Source organism: Flavobacterium sp. 11 (assembly GCF_002754315.1).
GTDB classification, from domain to species: Bacteria; Bacteroidota; Bacteroidia; order Flavobacteriales; family Flavobacteriaceae; genus Flavobacterium; species Flavobacterium algoritolerans.
In genome coordinates this window covers 1,505,613-1,526,331 of the sequence record NZ_PEFE01000001.1, presented here as the reverse complement: position 1 = coordinate 1,526,331, position 20,719 = coordinate 1,505,613, and the positions used below count along the sequence as shown (strand labels likewise).

Here is a 20,719-nt window from a genome sequence, read left to right as displayed (position 1 = left end):
GGCTGTCAATGACAGCCCTTTTTTTATTTTCTAATTTTCTGTTCCCATTTCCAGGCACTGGCCATTGCTTCTTCAAGCGTGGATTGTGCTTTCCATCCCAGAACAGTATTAGCTTTATCCGTATTGGCGTAAGCCGAAGTAATATCTCCTTCTCTACGTCCTACAATTTTGTAAGGCAATTTTTTACCGCTTACCTTTTCGAAAGTATGTATCACTTCTAAAACAGAACTTCCGGTTCCGGTTCCCAGATTAAAAGTTTCCACTTTAGCTGTATTTTTTTTATTCAATAATCGTTGCAAAGCAATCACATGGGCTTTCGCCAAATCTACTACATGAATATAATCACGTACCGCTGTTCCGTCTGGAGTTGGGTAATCATCTCCATAAACCGCTAATTCTTTACGCAATCCAAAACCAGTCTGCGTAATAAACGGCACTAAATTTTGAGGAACTCCAATAGGCAATTCTCCAATTTCAGTGGATGGATGCGCCCCAATTGGATTAAAATAACGCAATAAAATCGCATTCACATTCGTTACTTTGACGGTATCAATGATAATTTCTTCTCCAATTTTTTTGGTGTTTCCATAAGGGGAAATTGGCTGCTGTACTGGCGCATTTTCGGTAATTGGCATTGTTTCAGCTTGACCATAAACCGTACAAGACGAACTGAAAATAAAATTTGCTTCTGTTTTTTGTTGTAATTCCTGCAAAATATAAACTAATGCATTGATGTTATTTTCATAATACAACAATGGATTTTCTACGCTTTCGCCTACTGCTTTTGAAGCTGCAAAATGTATAACACCAGAAATATCATGATGCCTTTTAAAAAAGTCCTGAACCTTATCCTTTTCGCGCAAATCTAATTTTTCGAAAGCGGGAATTTTTCCGGTAATATTCTGAATTCCATCCAACACACTCAATGATGTATTCGATAAATTATCTACAATTACTACTTCAAAACCCTCATTTTGTAATTCGACAACAGTATGCGAACCAATAAAACCCAAACCTCCTGTAACTAATATTTTCATGATTACTTTTTTATACAGACGCGATTTATAGCATCTCTTAATATTTATACCACATAAAAAAGACGCAATAAATTGCGTCTTTCTATTATTTTAAAAACTCTAAAACGCTATCCGTAATGAATTTAATTTGTTCGTCATCTAATTCTGTATGCATCGGTAACGAAATCACTTCTTTAACCAACTGATTGGTAACTGGGAAATCTTCCTCTTTATATCTGGAATCCAAATATGCTTTTTGCGAATGCAATGGAATTGGATAATAAATAGCACATGGAATTCCTTTGTCCAACAAATGTTGCATTAAACCATTTCTGTCAGCATCAACAATTCGCAATGTATATTGATGAAAAACGTGACAATCACAAATATCACAAATACTTGGTGCAATTATATTTTTATGTCCTTCAAAAGCAGTTGAATATTTTCTGGCTGCATCTTGTCTTGCTTTACTGTACTCGTCTAACAAAGGCAATTTAGCATTCAAAACTGCTGCTTGAATACTGTCTAAACGTGAATTTACACCTACGACATCATGGTGATAGCGTTCGTACATTCCGTGGTTTACAATTCCGCGAAGTTTGTGGGCCAATGCATCATCATTTGTAAAAATGGCTCCACCGTCTCCGTAACATCCAAGGTTTTTGGAAGGAAAAAAGGATGTAGCCCCTACATGTCCAATCGTTCCTGCTTTCTTTTTTGTTCCGTCAAAAAATTTACAATTGGCACCAATCGCTTGCGCATTATCTTCAATAACATATAAATTATATTCTTTGGCGATAGCCATAATAGCTTCCATATTGGCAGCACGGCCAAACAAATGTACTGGAACTATTGCTTTTGTTTTTGGCGTAATCGCTTTTTTAATTCCTTCGATAGAAATGTTCATGTTATACATATCCACATCGACTAAAACTGGTGTCAATTGCAGTAAAGCAATAACTTCTACTGTCGCTGCAAAAGTAAAATCGGCTGTAATTACCTCATCTCCTGGTTTTAAATCCAATCCCATCATAGCAATTTGCAACGCGTCGGTTCCATTAGCACATGGAATTACGTGTTTTACGTCAAGATATTCTTCTAAAGATTTTTGAAACTGATGAACTTGAGGCCCATTAATGTAAGTATTTGTGTTCAGAACCTCCTGAATAGAAGCATTTACAGTGGTTGCAATTTTATCATATTGACTTTTCAAGTCAACCATTTGGATTTTTTTCATTGAAATTTTTGTTAAAGTTCGAAAGTTTATGGTTTCCAGAAACCATAAACACTTTCTTAAAACGAAGAACAAAAATAGTTATTTATGAGTTTAAACCAATGCAACCCACATTAAAAAACGATATTATTCCAATGAAATAAAAAGTGGATTCCTGACAACCAAAATTTATATATTGATGCTGAAACAAAAAACCTAAAGAAAACGTATTTTAGCCCAAAATTTCAACGATGCTTTTTCTCTATAATCTAATTGTTCAGATAGCTGGTTTTTTATTAAAAATCGCAGCTCTTTTCAGCCCAAAAATGAAACTTTTTGTAGAAGGCCGCAAACTGGTTTTTCCTGTTTTGGAACAAAAAATAAAACTTACCGATAAAACAATATGGTTTCATGCTGCTTCCTTAGGCGAGTATGAGCAAGGCTTGCCCGTAATTGAAAAAATAAAAGAGCAATTCCCTTCTCACAAAATTGTACTTACTTTTTTTTCGCCTTCTGGTTATGAAGTTAGGAAAAACAATACCGTTGCTGATGTTACGGTTTATTTGCCTTTGGACACCCAGAAAAATGCTCAGAATTTTTTAAAAATCGTTCATCCGGATTTGGTGTTTTTTATTAAATATGAGTATTGGCCCAATTATTTAGCTGAGCTCAAAAAAAGGTACACCAAAACCTATTTAATTTCTGGAATTCTTAGAAAAAATCAACTGTTTTTCAAATGGTACGGCGGCTTTTACAGAGAAGCATTAAATACATTCACTTACTTTTTTGTACAAAATGAAACTTCAAAAAAATTACTGCAAGAAGTAGGCAAAACGAATGTTTCGGTTTCTGGAGACACTCGATTTGACCGAGTTGCCGCAATTTTAGAAAAAGACAATTCCTTGGATTTTATTGCTCAGTTTAAAAACAACACATTAACGATTGTCGTGGGAAGTTCGTGGCCGAAAGACGAAAATTTATTAGTGGATTTTATTAATTCGAACACCTTAAATGTCAAGTTTATAATTGCGCCACATAATATCAAAGAAGAACAAATTCAACAATTAAAAAACAGCATTACCAAAAAAACCGTTTTATTCTCTGAAAAAGAAGGACAAAATCTCGCTGATTTCGATGTTTTTATCATTGACACAATTGGTATTCTGACAAAAATCTACAGTTATGCGGATATTGCATATGTGGGCGGTGGTTTTGGGAATCCCGGAGTTCATAATTTACTGGAGCCGGCAACTTTTGGCGTTCCAATACTGATTGGTCCCAACTATTCACATTTTGCAGAAGCAACAGCATTGGTAAATATGGAAGCGTGTATTTCTATCAACAATAACAAAGAGCTAGACGAAGCATTTAAAAACCTCATCCAGAACGATGACATCAGGCACGAAAAAGGACATATGTGCAGCACTTTTGTACAAATGAATAAAGGAGCTACAGCCATTATTCTGAAACACATCTTGAATGATTCAATTTAAACCGTTAGTAATTTCTGATATCGAAACGATTGTGTCCATGATGCAAGAGTTTTATGCGATTGACAATTATCCTATTGACATTGACGTTTCCAAAGCTTTATTTAAAGAATTTATTTCCAATGAAAATCTGGGGAAATCATGGCTCATTTTATCCGATAATGAAATTGTAGGCTACGTTATCCTAACCATTGTTTTTAGTTTTGAATACCAAGGAAAAATTGCTTTTTTAGACGAATTGTTTTTGACCGAAAAAACTAGAGGCAAAGGAATTGGTAGTAAAACCATTGCATTCATTCAAAATGAAAGTCATAAACTATCGTTAAAACTGGTTTATCTGGAAGTGGAACAACACAACGAAAAAGCACAAAAATTGTACCTTGCGCACGATTTTGAGATGCACAACAGAAAATTGATGCGATACAAAATCAAATAAAATTACACCCTAAATTTAATACCATGAAATTTTTAAAACTATTCTTATTATTATTTGTCATTCAGATGCAAGCGCAGCAGGGTGGCATGTGGATTCCTTCACTTTTGAAAGGAATGAATGAAACAGAAATGAAAAATTTAGGCATGAAAATGTCTGCGAAAGAGATTTACGATGTCAATCAATCGAGCATGAAAGATGCCGTTCCGCATTTTAATGGCGGTTGTACCTCCGAAGTTATTTCTCCAAAAGGATTGATTTTAACGAATCATCATTGCGGATTTTCACAAATTCAATCGCACTCTACGGTAGATCATGATTACCTGACTGATGGATTTTGGGCTTACAAAATGGAAGACGAATTGCCTAATAAAAACTTAACTGTCGCTTTTATTGTAAAAATCGAAGATGTGACCACATTAGTTTTAGAGGGAACTGCTGCTCTAACCAGCGAATCAGAAAAACAAAACAAAATTCAAGAAAACATTACGGCACTTACTAATTCTTTACCAAAAGAAAATTGGCAGGAAAATAAAATCCGTACGTTTTACGAAGGCAATCAATACATGCTTTTTGTAACAGAAACTTTTACCGATGTACGTTTGGTAGGTGCTCCGCCTTCCTCAATAGGGAAATTTGGTTCTGATACTGATAATTGGGTTTGGCCGCGTCATACGGGAGATTTTTCATTGTTTAGAATTTATGCTGACAAGAACAATCGTCCGGCTGCGTATTCGAAAGACAATGTTCCTTACACACCTAAACACTTCTTACCGATTTCACTTGACGGTGTAGCCGAAGATGATTTTACATTGGTTTTTGGTTATCCAGGAAAAACAAATGAATATTTACCTTCTGTTGCGATTGAGCAAATTGTAAACGAATTAAATCCGGCAAAAATCGAAATCAGAGACAAAGCCTTGAAAGTGGCTGATGGTTTCATGAGAAAAGACAATGCCATTAAAATTCAATACGCCTCTAAATATGCCAGAATTGCTAATAATTGGAAAAAATGGATTGGTGAAACCCAAGGATTAAAAAAATCAAATGCCGTTGCTGTTAAAAGGGAATCTGAAAAAGCCTTTCAGCAAAAAATAACAAAAGCAGGCAAAGAAAAAGAATACGGAACACTTTTAGTCGATTTCGAAAAAAACTACGCAGAAATAGCCCCATACGCTTCCGCAAGAGATTATTTTACAGAAGTTGTGCAGCTTAACACCGAATTATTAAGTGTTGGTTACAAATTGTATCAGCTGGAGCAAGTTTACAAAACCAAAGGAGAGCAATCTTTTACTGACCGAAAAAACAATTTGCTAATTGGTCAGGAAGCTTTTTACAAAGATTTTAATGCAACTGTTGATGAAAAAATTTTTGAACAATTGATTGAATTGTATGCTGCCAAATCTCCAAAACAATTTTTACCCCAAAGTTTGATGAATGTAAACGCTAAAAATTTAGCTTCGGAAATTTACAGCAAATCCAGACTTAAAAATTATACTGGTCTGAAAGAATTATTAACTGGCGATACAAGAACCGTTTTAACGAGTTTAAACAATGATCCAGGTTTTCTGTTGGTAAAAGAATTAGCTGATAAATATTTGAAAGAAGTCGCGCCAAAATACGACGAAATCAATTTAAAGATTACTGCGCTGCAACGCACGTACATGAAAGCGCAATTGGAATTGAACAAAGACAGCAGAATTTTTCCAGATGCCAATAGCACATTACGAGTTACTTATGGAAAAGTAAAAGGATACGAACCTAAAGACGCTACTCTTTATACGCCAATAACTTATTTAGATGGGGTAATGGAGAAATACATTCCCGGAGATTATGAATTTGATGTTCCAGCTAAATTGTTAGACTTATATAAAACTAAAGATTACGGTCCATATGGTGAAAACGGAAAAATGCCAGTTAACTTTATTGGCACAAATCACACCACAGGAGGCAATTCAGGTAGCCCGGTGATAGACGCAAACGGAAACTTAATAGGACTTAATTTTGACAGGGTTTGGGAAGGAACCATGAGTGATATCTATTATGACCCAAGTATTTGTAGAAATATTATGGTTGACATACGCTACGTCCTGTTTATTATGGATAAATATGCTGGTGCAAAAAACTTGATAAGTGAGCTAAAACTGGTTCACCCCAAGAAAAGCAAACCACTGAAAAAGAAAAACTTAAAGTAAAACCAAGGACTCAACAACGATATAAAGCATTTATTAATTATTTAGCTGGATTGGCACAATAATTGTTATTTGTTTCGGCGTTGACAAAAAATATTATTTTTTAAAAAAAAAATAAAAAAATATTTTACATATTAAAAAATTTATATCTTTGCCACGAATTAATAATTAACCTTTTATATTAAATTAAGATGAAAAAAGTATTTTTAAGTTTAGCTGCTGTTGCTGTTTTGACTGTTGTATCATGTAAAAAAGCTGACGCTCCTGCTGAGGACGCTGCTGCTGTTGTTGATTCTGCTGCTGCTGTAGTTGATTCTGCTGCTGCTGTAGTTGATTCTGCTGCTGTTGTTGTTGATTCTGCTGCTGCTGTTGCTACTGAAGCTGCTGCAACTGCTACTGAAGCTGCAAAAAAATAATTAGAACTCAAATTCTAAAAATTTTAAAGCCATCCGCTATGCGAGATGGCTTTTTTAATTTATGACATTTCCATTCCTTTAAGAATAGATATACAAATAAAAAAGAGAGTCGCGAAAATTTAATTTTCACGACTCTCTTTTTTATTTACGAATTAATTCAAAAACCTTTAATCAGAAAAAATAAAATCATTTCCTGAGAAATCCAACACCTCTGAATTTGATCCATACCGAACAATTTCATCGATTCCTTTTTGCAAACGCAACGAAGTGGTATATTTTCTACTTGTAGCAAAATGATTCCCTTCCAGCATTAATTTAAAATAAAATTTCCCGCCAGAAGATTTAAATTTTAAAAAGTCAGCGGTTTCAATTGTCGCTTTAAACTTTTCAATATCTTCTTCGCACTCAAACTTGAGCTCATAACTTAAACTCGTAAAAACAACTTTCCCTTTTCTGGAAGTAAAAACAAATTTATACTCATCATTATACCTTTTACTAATTACAAAAGCGCCCATTGTTTATTAAATAACAAAAATTAAAATTACAAATCACAAAAAAAAGTTGATATTGGTTTCGACAGATTTAGTTTTATACAAAAACCATAAAAACAAAAAAAGCCTCTTCAATTGAAGAGGCTTTAGTACTCAGAGCGGGACTTGAACCCGCACGAACATTGCTGTTCACTGGATTTTAAGTCCAGCGTGTCTACCAATTTCACCATCCGAGCATTATGTGGTGTGGAGCGAAAAACGGGGCTCGAACCCGCGACCTCGACCTTGGCAAGGTCGCGCTCTACCAACTGAGCTATTTTCGCATTTTCAATTCTTAGAAAGAACCGCGATACTTGTTCTGTATTGCGGATGCAAATTTAGGACATTTATTGAATTATACAAGCCTTTTTCATAAAAAAATCACACATCAGAGTTAACATTCTGATAACGTAATCTTTAAAATAAAATAAATTATTTTCTGGTCAACATTCTTTTAATTTCATTGAGTTTCATCAGCGCCTCCATAGGCGTAATGGTATTTATATCCAGACTTATAATCTCCTCTTTGATTTCTTCCAATAGAGGATCATCCAGATTAAAGAAACTCATTTGCATTTCATCTTTTGCAGCTTTAATTCCGTTCAGTGCATCGCTGGAATGATTCTTTTCTAATTTCTTTAAAAGCTTTTGCGCTTTCAAAATTACAATTTGAGGCATTCCGGCCATCTTCGCCACATGTATTCCAAAACTATGCGCACTTCCTCCTTTTACTAATTTTCGAATAAAAAGTACGGTATCTTTCAATTCTTTGACGGCCACATTATAATTCTGAATTCTAGGCAATGATTCACTCATTTCATTCAACTCGTGGTAATGCGTTGCAAATAATGTCTTCGGTTGCGAAGGATGTTCGTGTAAGAATTCAGCAATTGCCCATGCGATGGAAATCCCATCATAGGTGCTCGTTCCTCTTCCAATTTCATCCAAAAGCACTAAACTTCTATCGGAAATATTATTCAAGATAGAAGCCGTTTCATTCATTTCGACCATAAAAGTAGATTCACCCATCGAAATATTATCGCTCGCTCCTACTCTGGTGAATATTTTATCTACAATTCCCATTCTCACGCTGTCTGCAGGAACAAAACTTCCCATTTGAGACAAGAGTACAATCAGCGCCGTTTGACGCAAAATAGCGGACTTTCCAGACATATTTGGACCCGTGATCATAATCAACTGCTGCGTTTCTCTATCCAAGAAAACATCATTGGCTATGTAAGGCATACCAACAGGCAATTGTTTTTCGATAACAGGATGCCTTCCGTTTTTAATTTCTAGTTCGAATGTTTCGTCTAGTTCCGGACAGATGTATTTATTTTCGATAGCCAATTGCGTAAAAGAACACAAACAATCGAGTTGCGCCACCAAATTAGCATTCATTTGAACCGGCTTGATATACGTGGCAATCCAACTCACTAATTGTTCAAATAATTCTACTTCTATTTTATGGATTTTCTCTTCTGCACCAAGGATTTTAGTTTCATATTCTTTTAATTCCTCCGTAATATAACGCTCCGCATTGACCAAAGTTTGTTTTCGAATCCATTCCGCAGGAACTTTATCCTTGTGCATATTCCTAACTTCGATGTAATATCCAAAAACGTTATTAAAGGATATTTTCAATGATGAAATTCCCGTCAGTTGTGATTCTCTTTTTTCAATTCCTTCCAAGAATTCCTTACCAGAAGTTGATATCGCGCGTAAATCATCTAACTCAGCATTGATTCCTTTGGCAATAGCATTTCCTTTGGCAATAGCCACAGGCGCATCTTGATTCAAAACGGTTTTTATTTTTTCACGCAATAATTCACAACTGTGCAAACTATCGCCGATTACTTTCACTGCTTCTTGCGGACTTTCTAGAGCCAAGGTTTTTATCGGAATAATAGCATCCAATGATTCTTTCAGATAAACCACTTCGCGAGGCGATACTTTTCCGGCTGCAATTTTTGAAATCAAACGTTCCAAGTCGGAAATTTGCTTGATTTGATTCTGAATATTTTTCAGCACACCCTGATTTTCTTTTAAATAAGAAACCACTTGGTGACGACTTTTTATTTTAGCACTGTCTTTCAACGGCAATGCCAACCATCTTTTTAACAAACGACCACCCATTGGCGAAAGCGTTTTATCAATAACATCGAGAAGCGTCACCGCGTTTGGATTGTAACTGTGATACAATTCCAGATTGCGAATGGTAAATCTATCCATCCAGACATAAGCATCTTCGGCAATACGCTGAATCGCCGTTATATGCTGTACTTTATTGTGTTGTGTTTCGGATAAATAATACAAAATAGCTCCCGAAGCAATGATTCCTTCTTTCAATTCTTCGATTCCAAATCCTTTCAAAGAAACCGTCTGAAAATGCTTGGTTAAGGTTTCGAATGCGTAATCTTCTTTGTAAATCCAATCTTCCAGATAAAAACTATGATAATCCTCTCCGAAAATTTCACGGAAATCATTTTTATTATTTTTTGGAATTAGAACCTCACTTGGATTAAAATTCTGCAACAGTTTATCAATATATTCTGCATTTCCTTGCGCCGTTAAAAACTCTCCTGTAGAAACGTCCAAAAATGAAATTCCTATGGATTTATTGGCAAAGAAAATGGATGCTAGAAAGTTATTGGTTTTTGATTGCAAAACCTCATCATTCATGGAAACACCAGGAGTCACCAGTTCAGTAACACCCCGTTTTACAATAGTCTTAGTCATTTTTGGATCTTCGAGCTGGTCACAAATTGCCACACGAAGTCCTGCTTTGACTAATTTTGGTAAATATGTATTCAAAGAATGATGCGGAAAACCAGCCAGTGCCGTTTCAGTTTCAGAACCTGCACCACGCTTCGTTAAGACAATTCCTAATATTTTTGAAGCACGAACTGCGTCCTCTCCAAATGTTTCATAAAAATCTCCAACGCGAAATAAAAGACAAGCATCAGGATACTTTCTTTTTATCTCATTGTATTGCTTCATTAACGGAGTTTCCTTAACTACTTTATCTTTAGATGCCAATTGTATTTATGTTTAAAAAATGAAAAAATATCAGCGAATTTATATATTTTAAAACAAATAAATAAGGAGTTCAAAAAATTAAACTATTTTAAGAAAGATTTAAGGCATAATTTCTATTTTTTATTTAGATTTGTAAATACTTTTAAATTGAAATAGATATGAAAAAAATAATTACCCTAGCTATGCTAGTTGTTTTAGGAGTTGCTACTTCTACTGCACAAGAAACTTCAAAAAAATTGAAAGCAACTACTGCTAAAGTTGCTGCAAAAGTGAATGGCGCAGGAATGGTTTTCGTAAGTGAAACTATTGACTACGGTACAGTTGCCTATAACTCTGATGGTAAACGCGAATTTGTTTTTACAAATAACGGAAACAAACCTTTAATCATTACTAATGCTCAAGGATCTTGTGGTTGCACAGTTCCTACTTATCCTAAAGAACCAATTGCTCCAGGAGCAAAAGGAGTTATTGGAGTAAAATATGACACTTCAAGAGGTGGTCAAGCTTTTACTAAAACAGTAACATTGACAACTAATGCTGTTGTTCCTACCAAAACACTTACAATAAAAGGAAATGTTTTAGCCGCTCCTGCTGCAAAAAGCTAAATTTTAACTTAATAGACAAAAAAGCTTCCATTAACTTCGGAAGCTTTTTTTTTGAATAATTTACAAAATATGAGAAAGCTAGAAAACAGCGAACTGGATCGAAAATCTATTGAAGCATTCAAACAATCTGAAAAAACACCGCTTATTTTAGTATTAGATGACATCCGTAGTTTGCATAATATTGGCTCCGTATTTAGAACAGCTGATGCGTTTCTAATTGAAAAAATATATTTATGCGGTATTACCGCCACTCCACCAAACAAAGAAATTCACAAAACAGCACTTGGCGCAACCGAAACAGTAACTTGGGAACATCATGAAAATGTTCTTGCCGTTATTGAAAAATTAAAAGCCGAAAATGTAATGACGCTTGCCATAGAACAGGTAGAAAGTGCCATTTTTCTTCAAAATTTTGAAGTTCAAAAGGGAGAAAAATATGCTTTAGTTTTTGGAAACGAAGTATATGGTGTTTCACAAGAAGCAGTTGCATTATGCGATGGTTGTATTGAAATCCCACAATTAGGCACCAAACATTCTTTGAATATATCCGTGAGTGCAGGAATTGTAGTTTGGGATTTATTTCAAAAACTGAACTGGCCAAAATGATTTTTTTAATAAAATTAAGAATTAAGTAATACTTTTATCATATGAGAATTTATAACTTTTTGAAATTATCTTTAGCTTTTTTATCGCTCGTTCCAATGGCTGAATGTTCCGCCACTTCCTTTTATTCGATAAAGAAAAATACTGCCATAATCTCAAAAGGTCCGATAAATCCATCATCTCTTAATTTTATTACAAGTCCAAATCCATTATCTATTGCAGATAATGCTCCACGAATTACAGCAACAGGAAATCAAAGCTACTGCCTCGGAACTTCATTAAAAATTGTAACCGATGTAAGCATCACTAACTCTGACATTACAGATACAGGTACAGAGGCTATTTACATTCAGATTTCTTCGGGTTATATAAACGGGCAGGATTTAATACAATTAGCTAATCCTACATTACACCCAACAATTATTTCTAGTTGGGATGCTCCCTCAGGAAAATTAAAATTATCCAGCCCAACCGGAGCAGATGTTTTATACAGCGACTTTGTAAAAGCAATAAAAGACATTGAATTTAGCAATTCATCCGCTTCTCCGTCAGGGATTCGAAATTTCTCAATCACCATAGGACAAGCAAATTATTTACCCCGAAACGGACATTATTATCTATATTTTCCAAACCTTGGAATTAACTGGACTGCAGCCAAAACTGCAGCCGAGACAAGTACTTATTATGGATTGCAGGGCTACTTAGCCACAATCACAGCAGCTGATGAAGCAAAAATATCTGGAGAACAAGCCGCAGGTGCCGGATGGATTGGCGGAAGTGATGCCGAAACAGAAGGTGTTTGGAAATGGGTAACAGGCCCAGAAAACGGTACTGTTTTTTGGAATGGAGCCGTGAATGGATCAACCCCTAATTTTGCTTTTTGGAATTCAAACGAACCAAACAATCTTAACAATGAAGACTATGCACATATTACTGCTCCAGGTATTGGAACACCAGGATCATGGAATGATTTACAATTAAATGGCGATCCAACTGGAAACTACCAACCCAAAGGATATATTGTAGAATATGGCGGAATGCCTGGAGATCCAACACTTGAAATTGCAACTAGCACAACCATAACAATATTACAAATAACAGGAACAACTCCAGCTTCAAGATGTGATTCAGGCACCGTAACACTTCAAGCAACCGCTTCTAACGGAACCGTAAACTGGTATGACACCAACAGTGGAGGAACTTTATTAGCAACTGGCAACACTTATACAACACCATTTTTAACAACCACAACAACTTATTATGTGGATGCCGGATGCGCAACATCTAGAACAGCAGTTACAGCCACTATAAATACAATCCCTACTATTACGGCTACCAATTCTCCTGTTTCCAGATGTGGAGCAGGAACTGTAACGCTAGAAGCAACAGCTTCAACCGGAAGCATAAACTGGTATTCAACTCTAACCGGAAGCACTATCATAGGGACCGAAACAAGCCTGACTATCCCCAATGTTACTCAAAATACAACCTATTATGCAGAAGCCATCAATAACGGATGCATTAATGGGAACAGAGTTTCGGTTGAAGTTACTATTTACAACCCACCAGTTGTTATGGATCAAGAATTAACATTATGCAAATCCAGCACTCTTACCCTTGATGCACAAATTCCTAATATGAGGTATCTATGGTCAACAGGAGAAACGACCGCAACAATTACCGTTGCTACTTCTGGTATTTACACCGTTGATGTAACAAGTCCCACGCCTGAAAATTGTACCAGCAGAAAAAAAATTACTGTTATTGAACATACTACTCCTGAAATAGACCGCATTGATGTAAACGGAACTACAGTCGTGATTTATTTATTAAAATCAGAGGACTATTTTGAATATTCTGTTGACGGAATCAATTATCAAAGTTCGAACGTATTTTTCAATGTACCCAGCGGCTTGCAAACGGCGTATGCAAGAGAAGTTAATTCTTGCGGGGCAGATAGTGAAACATTTGTAATTTTAATCGCTCCAAAATTCTTTACCCCAAACAACGACTCTTATAATGATGTATGGGAAATAAAAGGATTAATTAATTATCCTGAAGCAGAGGTAACCATTTTTGATCGGTATGGAAAACTGATTACTAAACTAAGCGCAAACAACCAATCATGGAATGGGACATTTAATAAAAATCTGATGCCTGCTTCCGATTATTGGTATGTCTTGAAAATTGACAACACAAGACCTGTAATGAAAGGACATTTTTCTCTAAAAAGATAACGATCATTAACTTAATCGTTTAAAACAGCAGCTTATTTATTGATTAATCTTCTTCTGTATTTCTTCCAAAATATAGAGATAATCTTCTTGATTTTTCACAAAATCTTTATCTGAAACATCAATGATGAGAACATTCAAATCGGTTTGGGATTTAATATAATCGAGATAACCGCTATTGATTTTATCCAAATATTCAGCCGGTATTTTTTGTTCGTAGCTTCTGCCTCGTTTCTTTATATTTTGCAACAGCCTTTCTGAATTTTGATACAAATAAATGTACAAATCCGGTTTTGGCATTTCTCTGTAAATGATATCAAAGAGATTGCGATACAAACGATATTCATCTTCAGCCAGTGTGATTTTGGCAAAAATCAAAGATTTAAAAATATGATAATCAGCAACTAGAAAATCTTTAAACAAATCAAATTGTGCTAAATCATCTGATAATTGTTGGTATCTATCAGCCAAAAACGACATTTCAAGTGGAAACGCATATCGGTTTTGATCTTTATAAAATTTAGGCAAGAAAGGATTATCAGCAAAACGTTCTAATACTGTTTTTGCATTAAAATCCTCAGAAATTTTCATGGCCAAAGTGGTTTTTCCCGCTCCGATATTCCCTTCAAAAGCAACATAATTAAATTGCTCCAAAGAAATATTCTGCAAAGGATTAACTAAATTCTGAACGACTGTACAAACACTGTCATCTGGCGATACTGACAATAATTCTGAAATATTTTTTTGAAGAACGGGATGTTCCCAATCTAAATTCAAATCCTGAATGGGTAACAAAACAAAATTTCTGTTTTGCATCAAAGGATGTGGAATTTGCAGTTTTTCGGTAGTAATAATTTCTGAATCGAAAGCAATCAAATCAATATCAATCGTACGTGATTGGTATTCTTGAGTTTTGCTTCGCAAACGACCCAATCGTTTTTCGATTTTTAAAACCTGAGTCAGAATTTTATGTGCAGAGGAAAAAGTATGCAAAACCAAAGCGCAATTATAAAAAGCATCACTTTCAAAACCCCAGGCTGGTGTTTCATATAATCTGGAAACTTTGATTACAGTACCAATTTCTTGATGTATCAATTCTAAGGAACGCTCGATATTTTCCAAACGATTGCCTTGATTACTGCCTATAGATAAAATGACCTGATGTTGTGATTTCATAATTAGGTGCAAATTAACTAAAAGAATTTTAGAATTAGCAATATATTTGTATCCTGTGTTGATAATTAAACTCGGAAATACGAAACAATTGTTTGTAACATTTCTATCTTTTTTGCGACATATTAAAAAAATATAATTATGAGATTTTTAGGAAATGTATTGGCGACCATTATAGGTATTTTTGTTTTTTTCATGTTGTTCTTTTTTGGAATCATCCTCATCGGAGCCATTTTTGGTGGTGAATCTGAAGGCGTTACGGTGAAAAACAATTCTGTTATTGAATTGAATTTGGAAGACATCAGAAACGATTATGCAGGAAAATATAAAGATCCTTGGGTAACGATTTTTTCAGAAAACAAAAAAGTAGGTTTATCAGACATTATCAACGCCATTGAAGAAGCAAAAACGGATACCGACATTAAAGGTATTTCTATTCTAAACAACGATTCCTCACTGGGAATGGCACAAAGTAAGGCATTGAGAGATGCTTTGGAAAGCTTTAAAAAATCAGGGAAATTCGTCATGGCTTATGCCAATTCGTATTCACAAAAAGAATATTACCTAAATTCTGTTGCCAGCCCAATTTACTTAAATCCTGTTGGAGATATGGATTTCAAAGGTCTTTCTGCTGAACTTATGTTTTTTAAAGATTTTCAGGAAAAATCAGGGTTGAAAATGGAAGTAATCCGTCACGGAAAATACAAAAGTGCTGTTGAGCCATTTTTAGAAAATAAAATGAGCGATGCCAACAGAGAGCAAACTACTGCATTATTAAATTCAGTTTGGAATTCTATTACTGCTGACATTTCTAAAAGCCGAAATATATCTGTAGCTAAATTGAATGAAATTGCCAATGGACTTCTTGCTCGAACTCCAGAAATGGCAAAATCACAAAAATTAGTTGACATTATTGCCTATGAAGATGTGTATCACAATGCCATCCGAAAAGCACTTAAAGTAGCCAATGACGAAGATTACAACAAAGTATCTGTTGTAGATTATGCTCAAAAAATTGCTACAACTTCACAAAATTTTGACAGTAATGACGAAATCGCCATTATTTATGCCCAAGGAGAAATTATGGGTGGTGAAGGCGATGTGAACGTTATTGGCGAAGGTTCTATGCGTCGTTCCTTTCAAGAGGCTCGAAAAAACAAAAATGTAAAAGCCATTGTACTTCGAATTGATAGTCCAGGCGGAAGTGCTTTGACTTCTGATTTAATTTGGAGAGAAATTGAATTGACTAAAAAAGTAAAACCAGTAGTTGTTTCTATGGGGAATTACGCTGCTTCTGGCGGGTATTACATTGCGTGTAACGCCAACACCATTTTTGCTGAAGAAAACACAATTACGGGTTCTATCGGTGTTTTTGGAATATTACCTAATTTTACACCATTGGCCACTAAAATTGGAATTCATACCGAGCAAGTTAAAACACATCAAAACTCAGCAAATTACAGTCCTTTTGTACCAATCGATGAAAATTTCAAAGCAGTTACCTTAGAAGGTGTTGAACACATTTACAAAACATTTGTTACACATGTAGCACAAGGTCGCAAAATGACATTTGCACAAGTAGATGCTATCGCACAAGGAAGAGTTTGGACCGGTTCCGAAGCATTGAAAATTGGACTTGTAGATAAAATTGGAGGTTTAGATGATGCTATTGCAAAAGCAGCTTCATTGGCAAAAATAAAAAGCTACAGTACCCAAAATTACCCGGAATACGAGAAAAAATTCGATGATCTTTTAGCAAATCTTCCTTTTGCAAAATCTAAAGAAGACTTTATAAAAGAAGAAATCGGTGAAGAAAACTATAGAATCATGCAACAAATAAAAAAATTGCAAGCACAGAAAGGAGTTCAGGCCCTAATGCCTTTTGAAATTAATATTCATTAAAATTTTATAACTCATTAAAAAATCCGTTTTAGAAATTACTAAAACGGATTTTTTTATATCATAAAGTTAAATTATTGTTTATAAAAAACGTCAAAAAAATCACTCTGTCCTAAAAATACTATTTTTGTAAAAGAACAGAAGGCATTATTTTTGTTACACTAATAGAATCTAAAGAAATAAATTATGGTAAAGAAAGTTTTAAAAATCATTGGAATTCTGATTATCCTGCTCGTCGTGACTTTATTTGCTGCGCCTTATCTATTTAAAGATCAAATAAAAGCTAAAATTTCTGAAGCCATTAATGCCAAAGTAGATGCCAAAGTCTCTTTTGCAGAAGCAGATTTAAGCTTATTCAAAAATTTTCCAAATGCGAATGTGACATTGGAAAAATTAGTCATTATAAACAAAGCTCCTTTTGAAGGTGACACATTGATTTCATTAGGCGAATTGAATTTAAAAATGTCTATCAAAGAACTTTTTAAAGGTAAAGACGAAGCGATGTCTATTGACGGAATCACTTCGAAAAATGGATTAATCAATATCATTTTTAATAAAGACGGAATCGGGAATTACGACATTGCATTGAAAGATGACAAAGCCAAAGACGATGGAAAAAGCAGTCCGTTATCCTTAAAAATCCAAGAGTATAAAATCGAGAATTTCAAGTTTCGCTATTTTGACGAAAGTTCAAAAATAAAAATGGTAATCGACAGTCTAAACCATGAAGGAACAGGAGATTTTGCAGCCCAAAAATTAGATTTGGTTACCAAATCAACTGCAAAAGTATCGCTGGACATGGACAAAGTCAATTACATGAATAATGTCGCCTTGACGCTGGACGCAGTTTTGGGAATCGATTTAGAAAAAAGCAAATACACCTTCAAAGAAAATAAAGCGTTAATCAATCAATTGCCGCTGGAATTTGATGGTTTTATTCAAATGGTGGAAACGGGCCAACAATATGATTTGAAATTTAAAACGCCAACTTCTTCTTTCAAAAATTTCTTGGGAATTATTCCCGCAGCTTATGCATCGAGTTTGGACAACGTGAAAACCACCGGAGATTTTACTGTGGCGGGTTTTGCAAAAGGCTTGTATTCAGACACAACGGTGCCAAAATTTAATATTGAAATTGCTTCCAATAACGCTTCATTTCAATATCCTAATTTACCAAAATCAGTTCAAAACATCGTTATTGACACTAAAATTATAAATGAAACAGGGATTCTAAACGACACTTATGTCAACTTGGATAAGCTCTCTTTCAAAATTGACCAAGATGTTTTTAATGCGAAAGCAAACATTAGAAACATCACTCAAAATGCAATTGTTGATGCCGCTTTAAAAGGAACTATAAATTTAGCCAACCTTTCGAAAGCATATCCAATAAAGCTTGATAAGCCATTGTCAGGGATTTTAAAGGCCGATGTGACAACGAAATTTGACATGCAATCTGTAGAGAAAAGTCAGTATCAAAACATCAATAATGCAGGAACCATGAGTTTGTCCGGTTTCAACTATGTGGATGAAAACGGTAAAACAATGAACATTAGCAATGCTTTGGTACAATTTAATCCTAGTCAGGTCAATTTGAAAGAACTGAACGCGACTACAGGAAAAAGCGACATTAGTGTAACGGGAATTTTAGAAAATTTTTACGGCTTTATCTTTAGAAATCAAGAATTGAAAGGAAACTTCAACATGAATTCTAAACAATTGGCCGTTGATGATTTTATGACAACCGGTGAAACTACTAAAACGGCAACTAAAAAAGCAGACGCAATGAAGATTCCTGCTTTCTTAAATTGTACGCTTACCGCAAAAGCGACTACGGTTTTATACGATAATTTAACCTTGAAAGATGTATCGGGAAAACTGATTGTGAAAGACGAAAAAGTAACTTTAGAAAATGTAAAAACATCTATTTTCGGAGGAACAATTGGCGTGAATGGGGCTGTTTCCACAAAAGGAAAAACACCAGTCTTCAATATGGATTTAAAATTAAATCAAGTCGATATCGCACAGTCTTTCACTCAACTGGACATGCTGAAAAAAATCGCGCCAATTGCCGGAATCATCAACGGAAAATTAAATTCAAGTATCAAATTGAACGGAAATCTTGATGCAACAGAACTGACTCCTGATTTGAAAACGCTTACCGGAGATTTATTGGGACAATTGCTTTCTACGACAGTAAACTCTACAAATTCGACTTTACTGACAGCATTAGGATCTAACTTGAAATTCATTGATGTGCGTAAAATCAATTTGAATGATTTGAAAGCGGCGGTTACGTTCAAAGATGGAAAAGTAAATGTAAAACCATTTGATATTAAGTACAAAGACATCAAAGCCACTATTGGAGGAACGCATGGTTTTGACCAAAGTATGAATTACAATTTAAAATTTGATGTTCCCGCAAAATATTTGGGTTCAGAAGCGAATGCGCTAATTGCAAAATTATCTCCTGCAGATGCTGCTAAAGTGCAAAGCATTCCGATAAATGCGATATTAGTTGGGAATTTCACGAATCCAAAAATCACAACTGACATCAACAGTGCAGTAACCAAATTGACGACTCAATTAGTAAACCAACAAAAAGACAGATTGGTGAAACAAGGAACTTCGGCTTTGACTGATTTCATTAATAAAAACAAGAAACCGGGAGATACCACAAAAACGGCGACTCCTACAACTCCTGCAACTAAGGAAGAGGTAAAAACTAAGGCTAAAGATTTATTAAATGGATTTTTAAATAAAAAGAAAAAAGCAGAAGAGCCTAAAGTGCAACAAGAATAATTTAAATTAAAATAAAGGCTTTACTAAATGTGTTATAAAAACAACTTCTATTTACAATTAAACCATTAAGAAATTAAGAAAAATTAAGCCTTAAATCTTAATGAAACTTAATTTCTTAATGGTTAAAAAAAATTACAAAAAAGCCAGTAGAATCAAAATGGTAGATTTTATACATTCTAAAAAGCAGGAATTTCTAACATGAGATTCCTGCTTTTTTATTGAATTTTATATATTAATCTGTACTACATATCCTTCTGAACCGCGGATATTGAAAACTGTTCCGTCTTCAAAAAGTAAATATTGCCCTTTTATTCCGGTGAGCTTTCCTTGAAACTGTGGTTTTTTATCCAAGCTCAAACTGTTTACTTTATTTGGATACTGTAAAACGGGATAATGCATCTCGTACAAATCATTTTTCTGCGAATAAAAGTATTCCTGAACTTCTGCTGGAATCAAATTTTCTACTTTCAATCGTTCTGCAACCAAATCAATTTGCTCCACATTGTTGGTCAACATTTTTCTCCAATTGGTTTTATCGGCATAATGATTTTTCAGCGCCACCTCGGTAATTCCAGCCAAGTATCGGTTAGGAACTTCCACAATTGAAATGGCTTGGGTTGCGCCTTGATCAATCCATCGGGTGGGCATCTGCGTTTTTCTGGTCACTCCTACTTTGACTTCGCTAGATAAAGCCAAATATACAATGTGCGGTTGCAGTTGTACTTTTTCTTCATACGCTAAATCCCTGTCCTGAATCCCAAGATGAGCCGTACTTAACTCCGGTTTCATAATCCAATCTCCAACAGCCGCACTAGAATAGAAGCAATCATAACAAAATCCCTGACGGAATATTTTTTTCTTCTTGCCACAATTCAAACATTGGTATCCCACAAAATTGATTTCGAGTTCTTTATTCAGCAACTGATTCACATTCAAAAAACTATTCTCAAAAACCAAATAATATTGAATCGGGTCTCCAAATTCCGTTTGCATTTTTGTAAGTACACCTTCGTATGTCATTGCGATTTTAGATTGTTGATTAACGATTTATGATTTTAGAATCCGATTATTAGA

15 protein-coding genes and 2 tRNA genes are annotated in these 20,719 nt (G+C 34.8%); 9 read left to right on the top strand and 8 right to left on the bottom strand.

The features are described 5' to 3' along the window. Positions 1-23 precede the first annotated feature (23 nt). Both galE and CLV00_RS06640 read right to left on the bottom strand, forming a co-directional pair. Complete coding sequence (gene galE, locus CLV00_RS06645) at positions 24-1,037, bottom strand: UDP-glucose 4-epimerase GalE (protein WP_099714390.1); 1,014 nt, start codon at positions 1,035-1,037, stop codon at positions 24-26. An 85-nt stretch (positions 1,038-1,122) separates the two neighbouring features. After that, positions 1,123-2,253 carry a DegT/DnrJ/EryC1/StrS aminotransferase family protein gene (locus CLV00_RS06640; protein ID WP_099714389.1) on the bottom strand — a complete coding sequence of 377 codons (1,131 nt, stop codon included), beginning with the start codon at positions 2,251-2,253 and terminating at the stop codon, positions 1,123-1,125. A 227-nt stretch (positions 2,254-2,480) separates the two neighbouring features. Between CLV00_RS06640 and CLV00_RS06635 the strand changes: the two genes are divergently transcribed. From CLV00_RS06635 to CLV00_RS06620, 4 genes are all read left to right on the top strand, one after another. Continuing rightward, positions 2,481-3,722 carry a 3-deoxy-D-manno-octulosonic acid transferase gene (locus CLV00_RS06635; protein WP_099714388.1) on the top strand — a complete coding sequence of 414 codons (1,242 nt, stop codon included), beginning with the start codon at positions 2,481-2,483 and terminating at the stop codon, positions 3,720-3,722. Then, a complete protein-coding gene (locus CLV00_RS06630; RefSeq protein ID WP_233206865.1) occupies positions 3,709-4,155 on the top strand; it encodes a GNAT family N-acetyltransferase in 447 nt (148 codons plus the stop codon). Before CLV00_RS06635 ends, CLV00_RS06630 begins: the two co-directional genes overlap by 14 nt. A 23-nt stretch (positions 4,156-4,178) precedes the next feature. Continuing rightward, on the top strand, positions 4,179-6,347 hold the full coding sequence (locus CLV00_RS06625) for a S46 family peptidase (RefSeq protein WP_099714387.1): 2,169 nt from the start codon (positions 4,179-4,181) through the stop codon (positions 6,345-6,347). 188 nt (positions 6,348-6,535) lie between these two features. Beyond that, positions 6,536-6,760, top strand: a complete 225-nt coding sequence (locus tag CLV00_RS06620) for a hypothetical protein (protein WP_099714386.1) — start codon at positions 6,536-6,538, stop codon at positions 6,758-6,760. A 167-nt stretch (positions 6,761-6,927) separates the two neighbouring features. Here the strand turns inward: CLV00_RS06620 and CLV00_RS06615 are convergent, their stop codons facing one another. The 4 genes from CLV00_RS06615 to mutS all read right to left on the bottom strand — a co-directional run bounded on the left by CLV00_RS06615 (position 6,928) and on the right by mutS (position 10,329). Continuing rightward, entirely contained in the window at positions 6,928-7,275 is a 348-nt protein-coding gene (locus CLV00_RS06615) for a DUF1508 domain-containing protein (protein WP_099714385.1), read from the bottom strand. 126 nt (positions 7,276-7,401) lie between these two features. After that, positions 7,402-7,487 (bottom strand) — tRNA-Leu (locus CLV00_RS06610). A gap of 11 nt (positions 7,488-7,498) precedes the next feature. Further along, a tRNA-Gly gene (locus CLV00_RS06605) sits at positions 7,499-7,574 on the bottom strand. 148 nt (positions 7,575-7,722) lie between these two features. Then, entirely contained in the window at positions 7,723-10,329 is a 2,607-nt protein-coding gene (mutS, locus tag CLV00_RS06600; RefSeq protein ID WP_199074762.1) for a DNA mismatch repair protein MutS, read from the bottom strand. Between the two features lie 158 nt (positions 10,330-10,487). On the opposite strand from mutS, the gene CLV00_RS06595 reads away from it, so the two are divergent. The 3 genes from CLV00_RS06595 to CLV00_RS06585 all read left to right on the top strand — a co-directional run bounded on the left by CLV00_RS06595 (position 10,488) and on the right by CLV00_RS06585 (position 13,774). Then, the gene (locus CLV00_RS06595; RefSeq protein WP_099714384.1) at positions 10,488-10,934 is read left to right on the top strand and encodes a DUF1573 domain-containing protein; all 447 of its coding nucleotides are present in this window, start codon (positions 10,488-10,490) and stop codon (positions 10,932-10,934) included. A 69-nt stretch (positions 10,935-11,003) separates the two neighbouring features. Beyond that, positions 11,004-11,540 (top strand): RNA methyltransferase, encoded by a 537-nt coding sequence (locus CLV00_RS06590; RefSeq protein ID WP_099714383.1) that lies wholly within the window; start codon positions 11,004-11,006, stop codon positions 11,538-11,540. A gap of 41 nt (positions 11,541-11,581) precedes the next feature. Then, a complete protein-coding gene (locus tag CLV00_RS06585; RefSeq protein WP_233206864.1) occupies positions 11,582-13,774 on the top strand; it encodes a T9SS type B sorting domain-containing protein in 2,193 nt (730 codons plus the stop codon). Positions 13,775-13,810: 36 nt separating this feature from the next. Here the strand turns inward: CLV00_RS06585 and folK are convergent, their stop codons facing one another. Beyond that, positions 13,811-14,947, bottom strand: coding sequence for a 2-amino-4-hydroxy-6-hydroxymethyldihydropteridine diphosphokinase (gene folK / locus CLV00_RS06580; RefSeq protein WP_099714382.1), 1,137 nt, complete (start codon positions 14,945-14,947; stop codon positions 13,811-13,813). A 138-nt stretch (positions 14,948-15,085) separates the two neighbouring features. On the opposite strand from folK, the gene sppA reads away from it, so the two are divergent. Together sppA and CLV00_RS06570 are read left to right on the top strand one after the other, a co-directional pair. Beyond that, positions 15,086-16,846 carry a signal peptide peptidase SppA gene (gene sppA, locus CLV00_RS06575; protein WP_099714381.1) on the top strand — a complete coding sequence of 587 codons (1,761 nt, stop codon included), beginning with the start codon at positions 15,086-15,088 and terminating at the stop codon, positions 16,844-16,846. Between the two features lie 183 nt (positions 16,847-17,029). Beyond that, entirely contained in the window at positions 17,030-19,645 is a 2,616-nt protein-coding gene (locus CLV00_RS06570; RefSeq protein ID WP_099714380.1) for an AsmA-like C-terminal region-containing protein, read from the top strand. A 225-nt stretch (positions 19,646-19,870) separates the two neighbouring features. On the opposite strand, the gene CLV00_RS06565 is transcribed toward CLV00_RS06570, so the two are convergent. Continuing rightward, complete coding sequence (locus tag CLV00_RS06565; protein WP_099714379.1) at positions 19,871-20,665, bottom strand: DUF2797 domain-containing protein; 795 nt, start codon at positions 20,663-20,665, stop codon at positions 19,871-19,873. Positions 20,666-20,719 lie beyond the last annotated feature (54 nt).

Coding starts and splice junctions, on each gene's coding strand:
- galE (WP_099714390.1), bottom strand. CDS start 1,037: ATGAAAATATTAGTTACAGGAGGTTTGGGTTTTATTGGTTCGCATACT.
- CLV00_RS06640 (WP_099714389.1), bottom strand. CDS start 2,253: ATGAAAAAAATCCAAATGGTTGACTTGAAAAGTCAATATGATAAAATT.
- CLV00_RS06635 (WP_099714388.1), top strand. CDS start 2,481: ATGCTTTTTCTCTATAATCTAATTGTTCAGATAGCTGGTTTTTTATTA.
- CLV00_RS06630 (WP_233206865.1), top strand. CDS start 3,709: ATGATTCAATTTAAACCGTTAGTAATTTCTGATATCGAAACGATTGTG.
- CLV00_RS06625 (WP_099714387.1), top strand. CDS start 4,179: ATGAAATTTTTAAAACTATTCTTATTATTATTTGTCATTCAGATGCAA.
- CLV00_RS06620 (WP_099714386.1), top strand. CDS start 6,536: ATGAAAAAAGTATTTTTAAGTTTAGCTGCTGTTGCTGTTTTGACTGTT.
- CLV00_RS06615 (WP_099714385.1), bottom strand. CDS start 7,275: ATGGGCGCTTTTGTAATTAGTAAAAGGTATAATGATGAGTATAAATTT.
- CLV00_RS06595 (WP_099714384.1), top strand. CDS start 10,488: ATGAAAAAAATAATTACCCTAGCTATGCTAGTTGTTTTAGGAGTTGCT.
- CLV00_RS06590 (WP_099714383.1), top strand. CDS start 11,004: ATGAGAAAGCTAGAAAACAGCGAACTGGATCGAAAATCTATTGAAGCA.
- CLV00_RS06585 (WP_233206864.1), top strand. CDS start 11,582: ATGAGAATTTATAACTTTTTGAAATTATCTTTAGCTTTTTTATCGCTC.
- folK (WP_099714382.1), bottom strand. CDS start 14,947: ATGAAATCACAACATCAGGTCATTTTATCTATAGGCAGTAATCAAGGC.
- sppA (WP_099714381.1), top strand. CDS start 15,086: ATGAGATTTTTAGGAAATGTATTGGCGACCATTATAGGTATTTTTGTT.
- CLV00_RS06570 (WP_099714380.1), top strand. CDS start 17,030: ATGGTAAAGAAAGTTTTAAAAATCATTGGAATTCTGATTATCCTGCTC.
- CLV00_RS06565 (WP_099714379.1), bottom strand. CDS start 20,665: ATGACATACGAAGGTGTACTTACAAAAATGCAAACGGAATTTGGAGAC.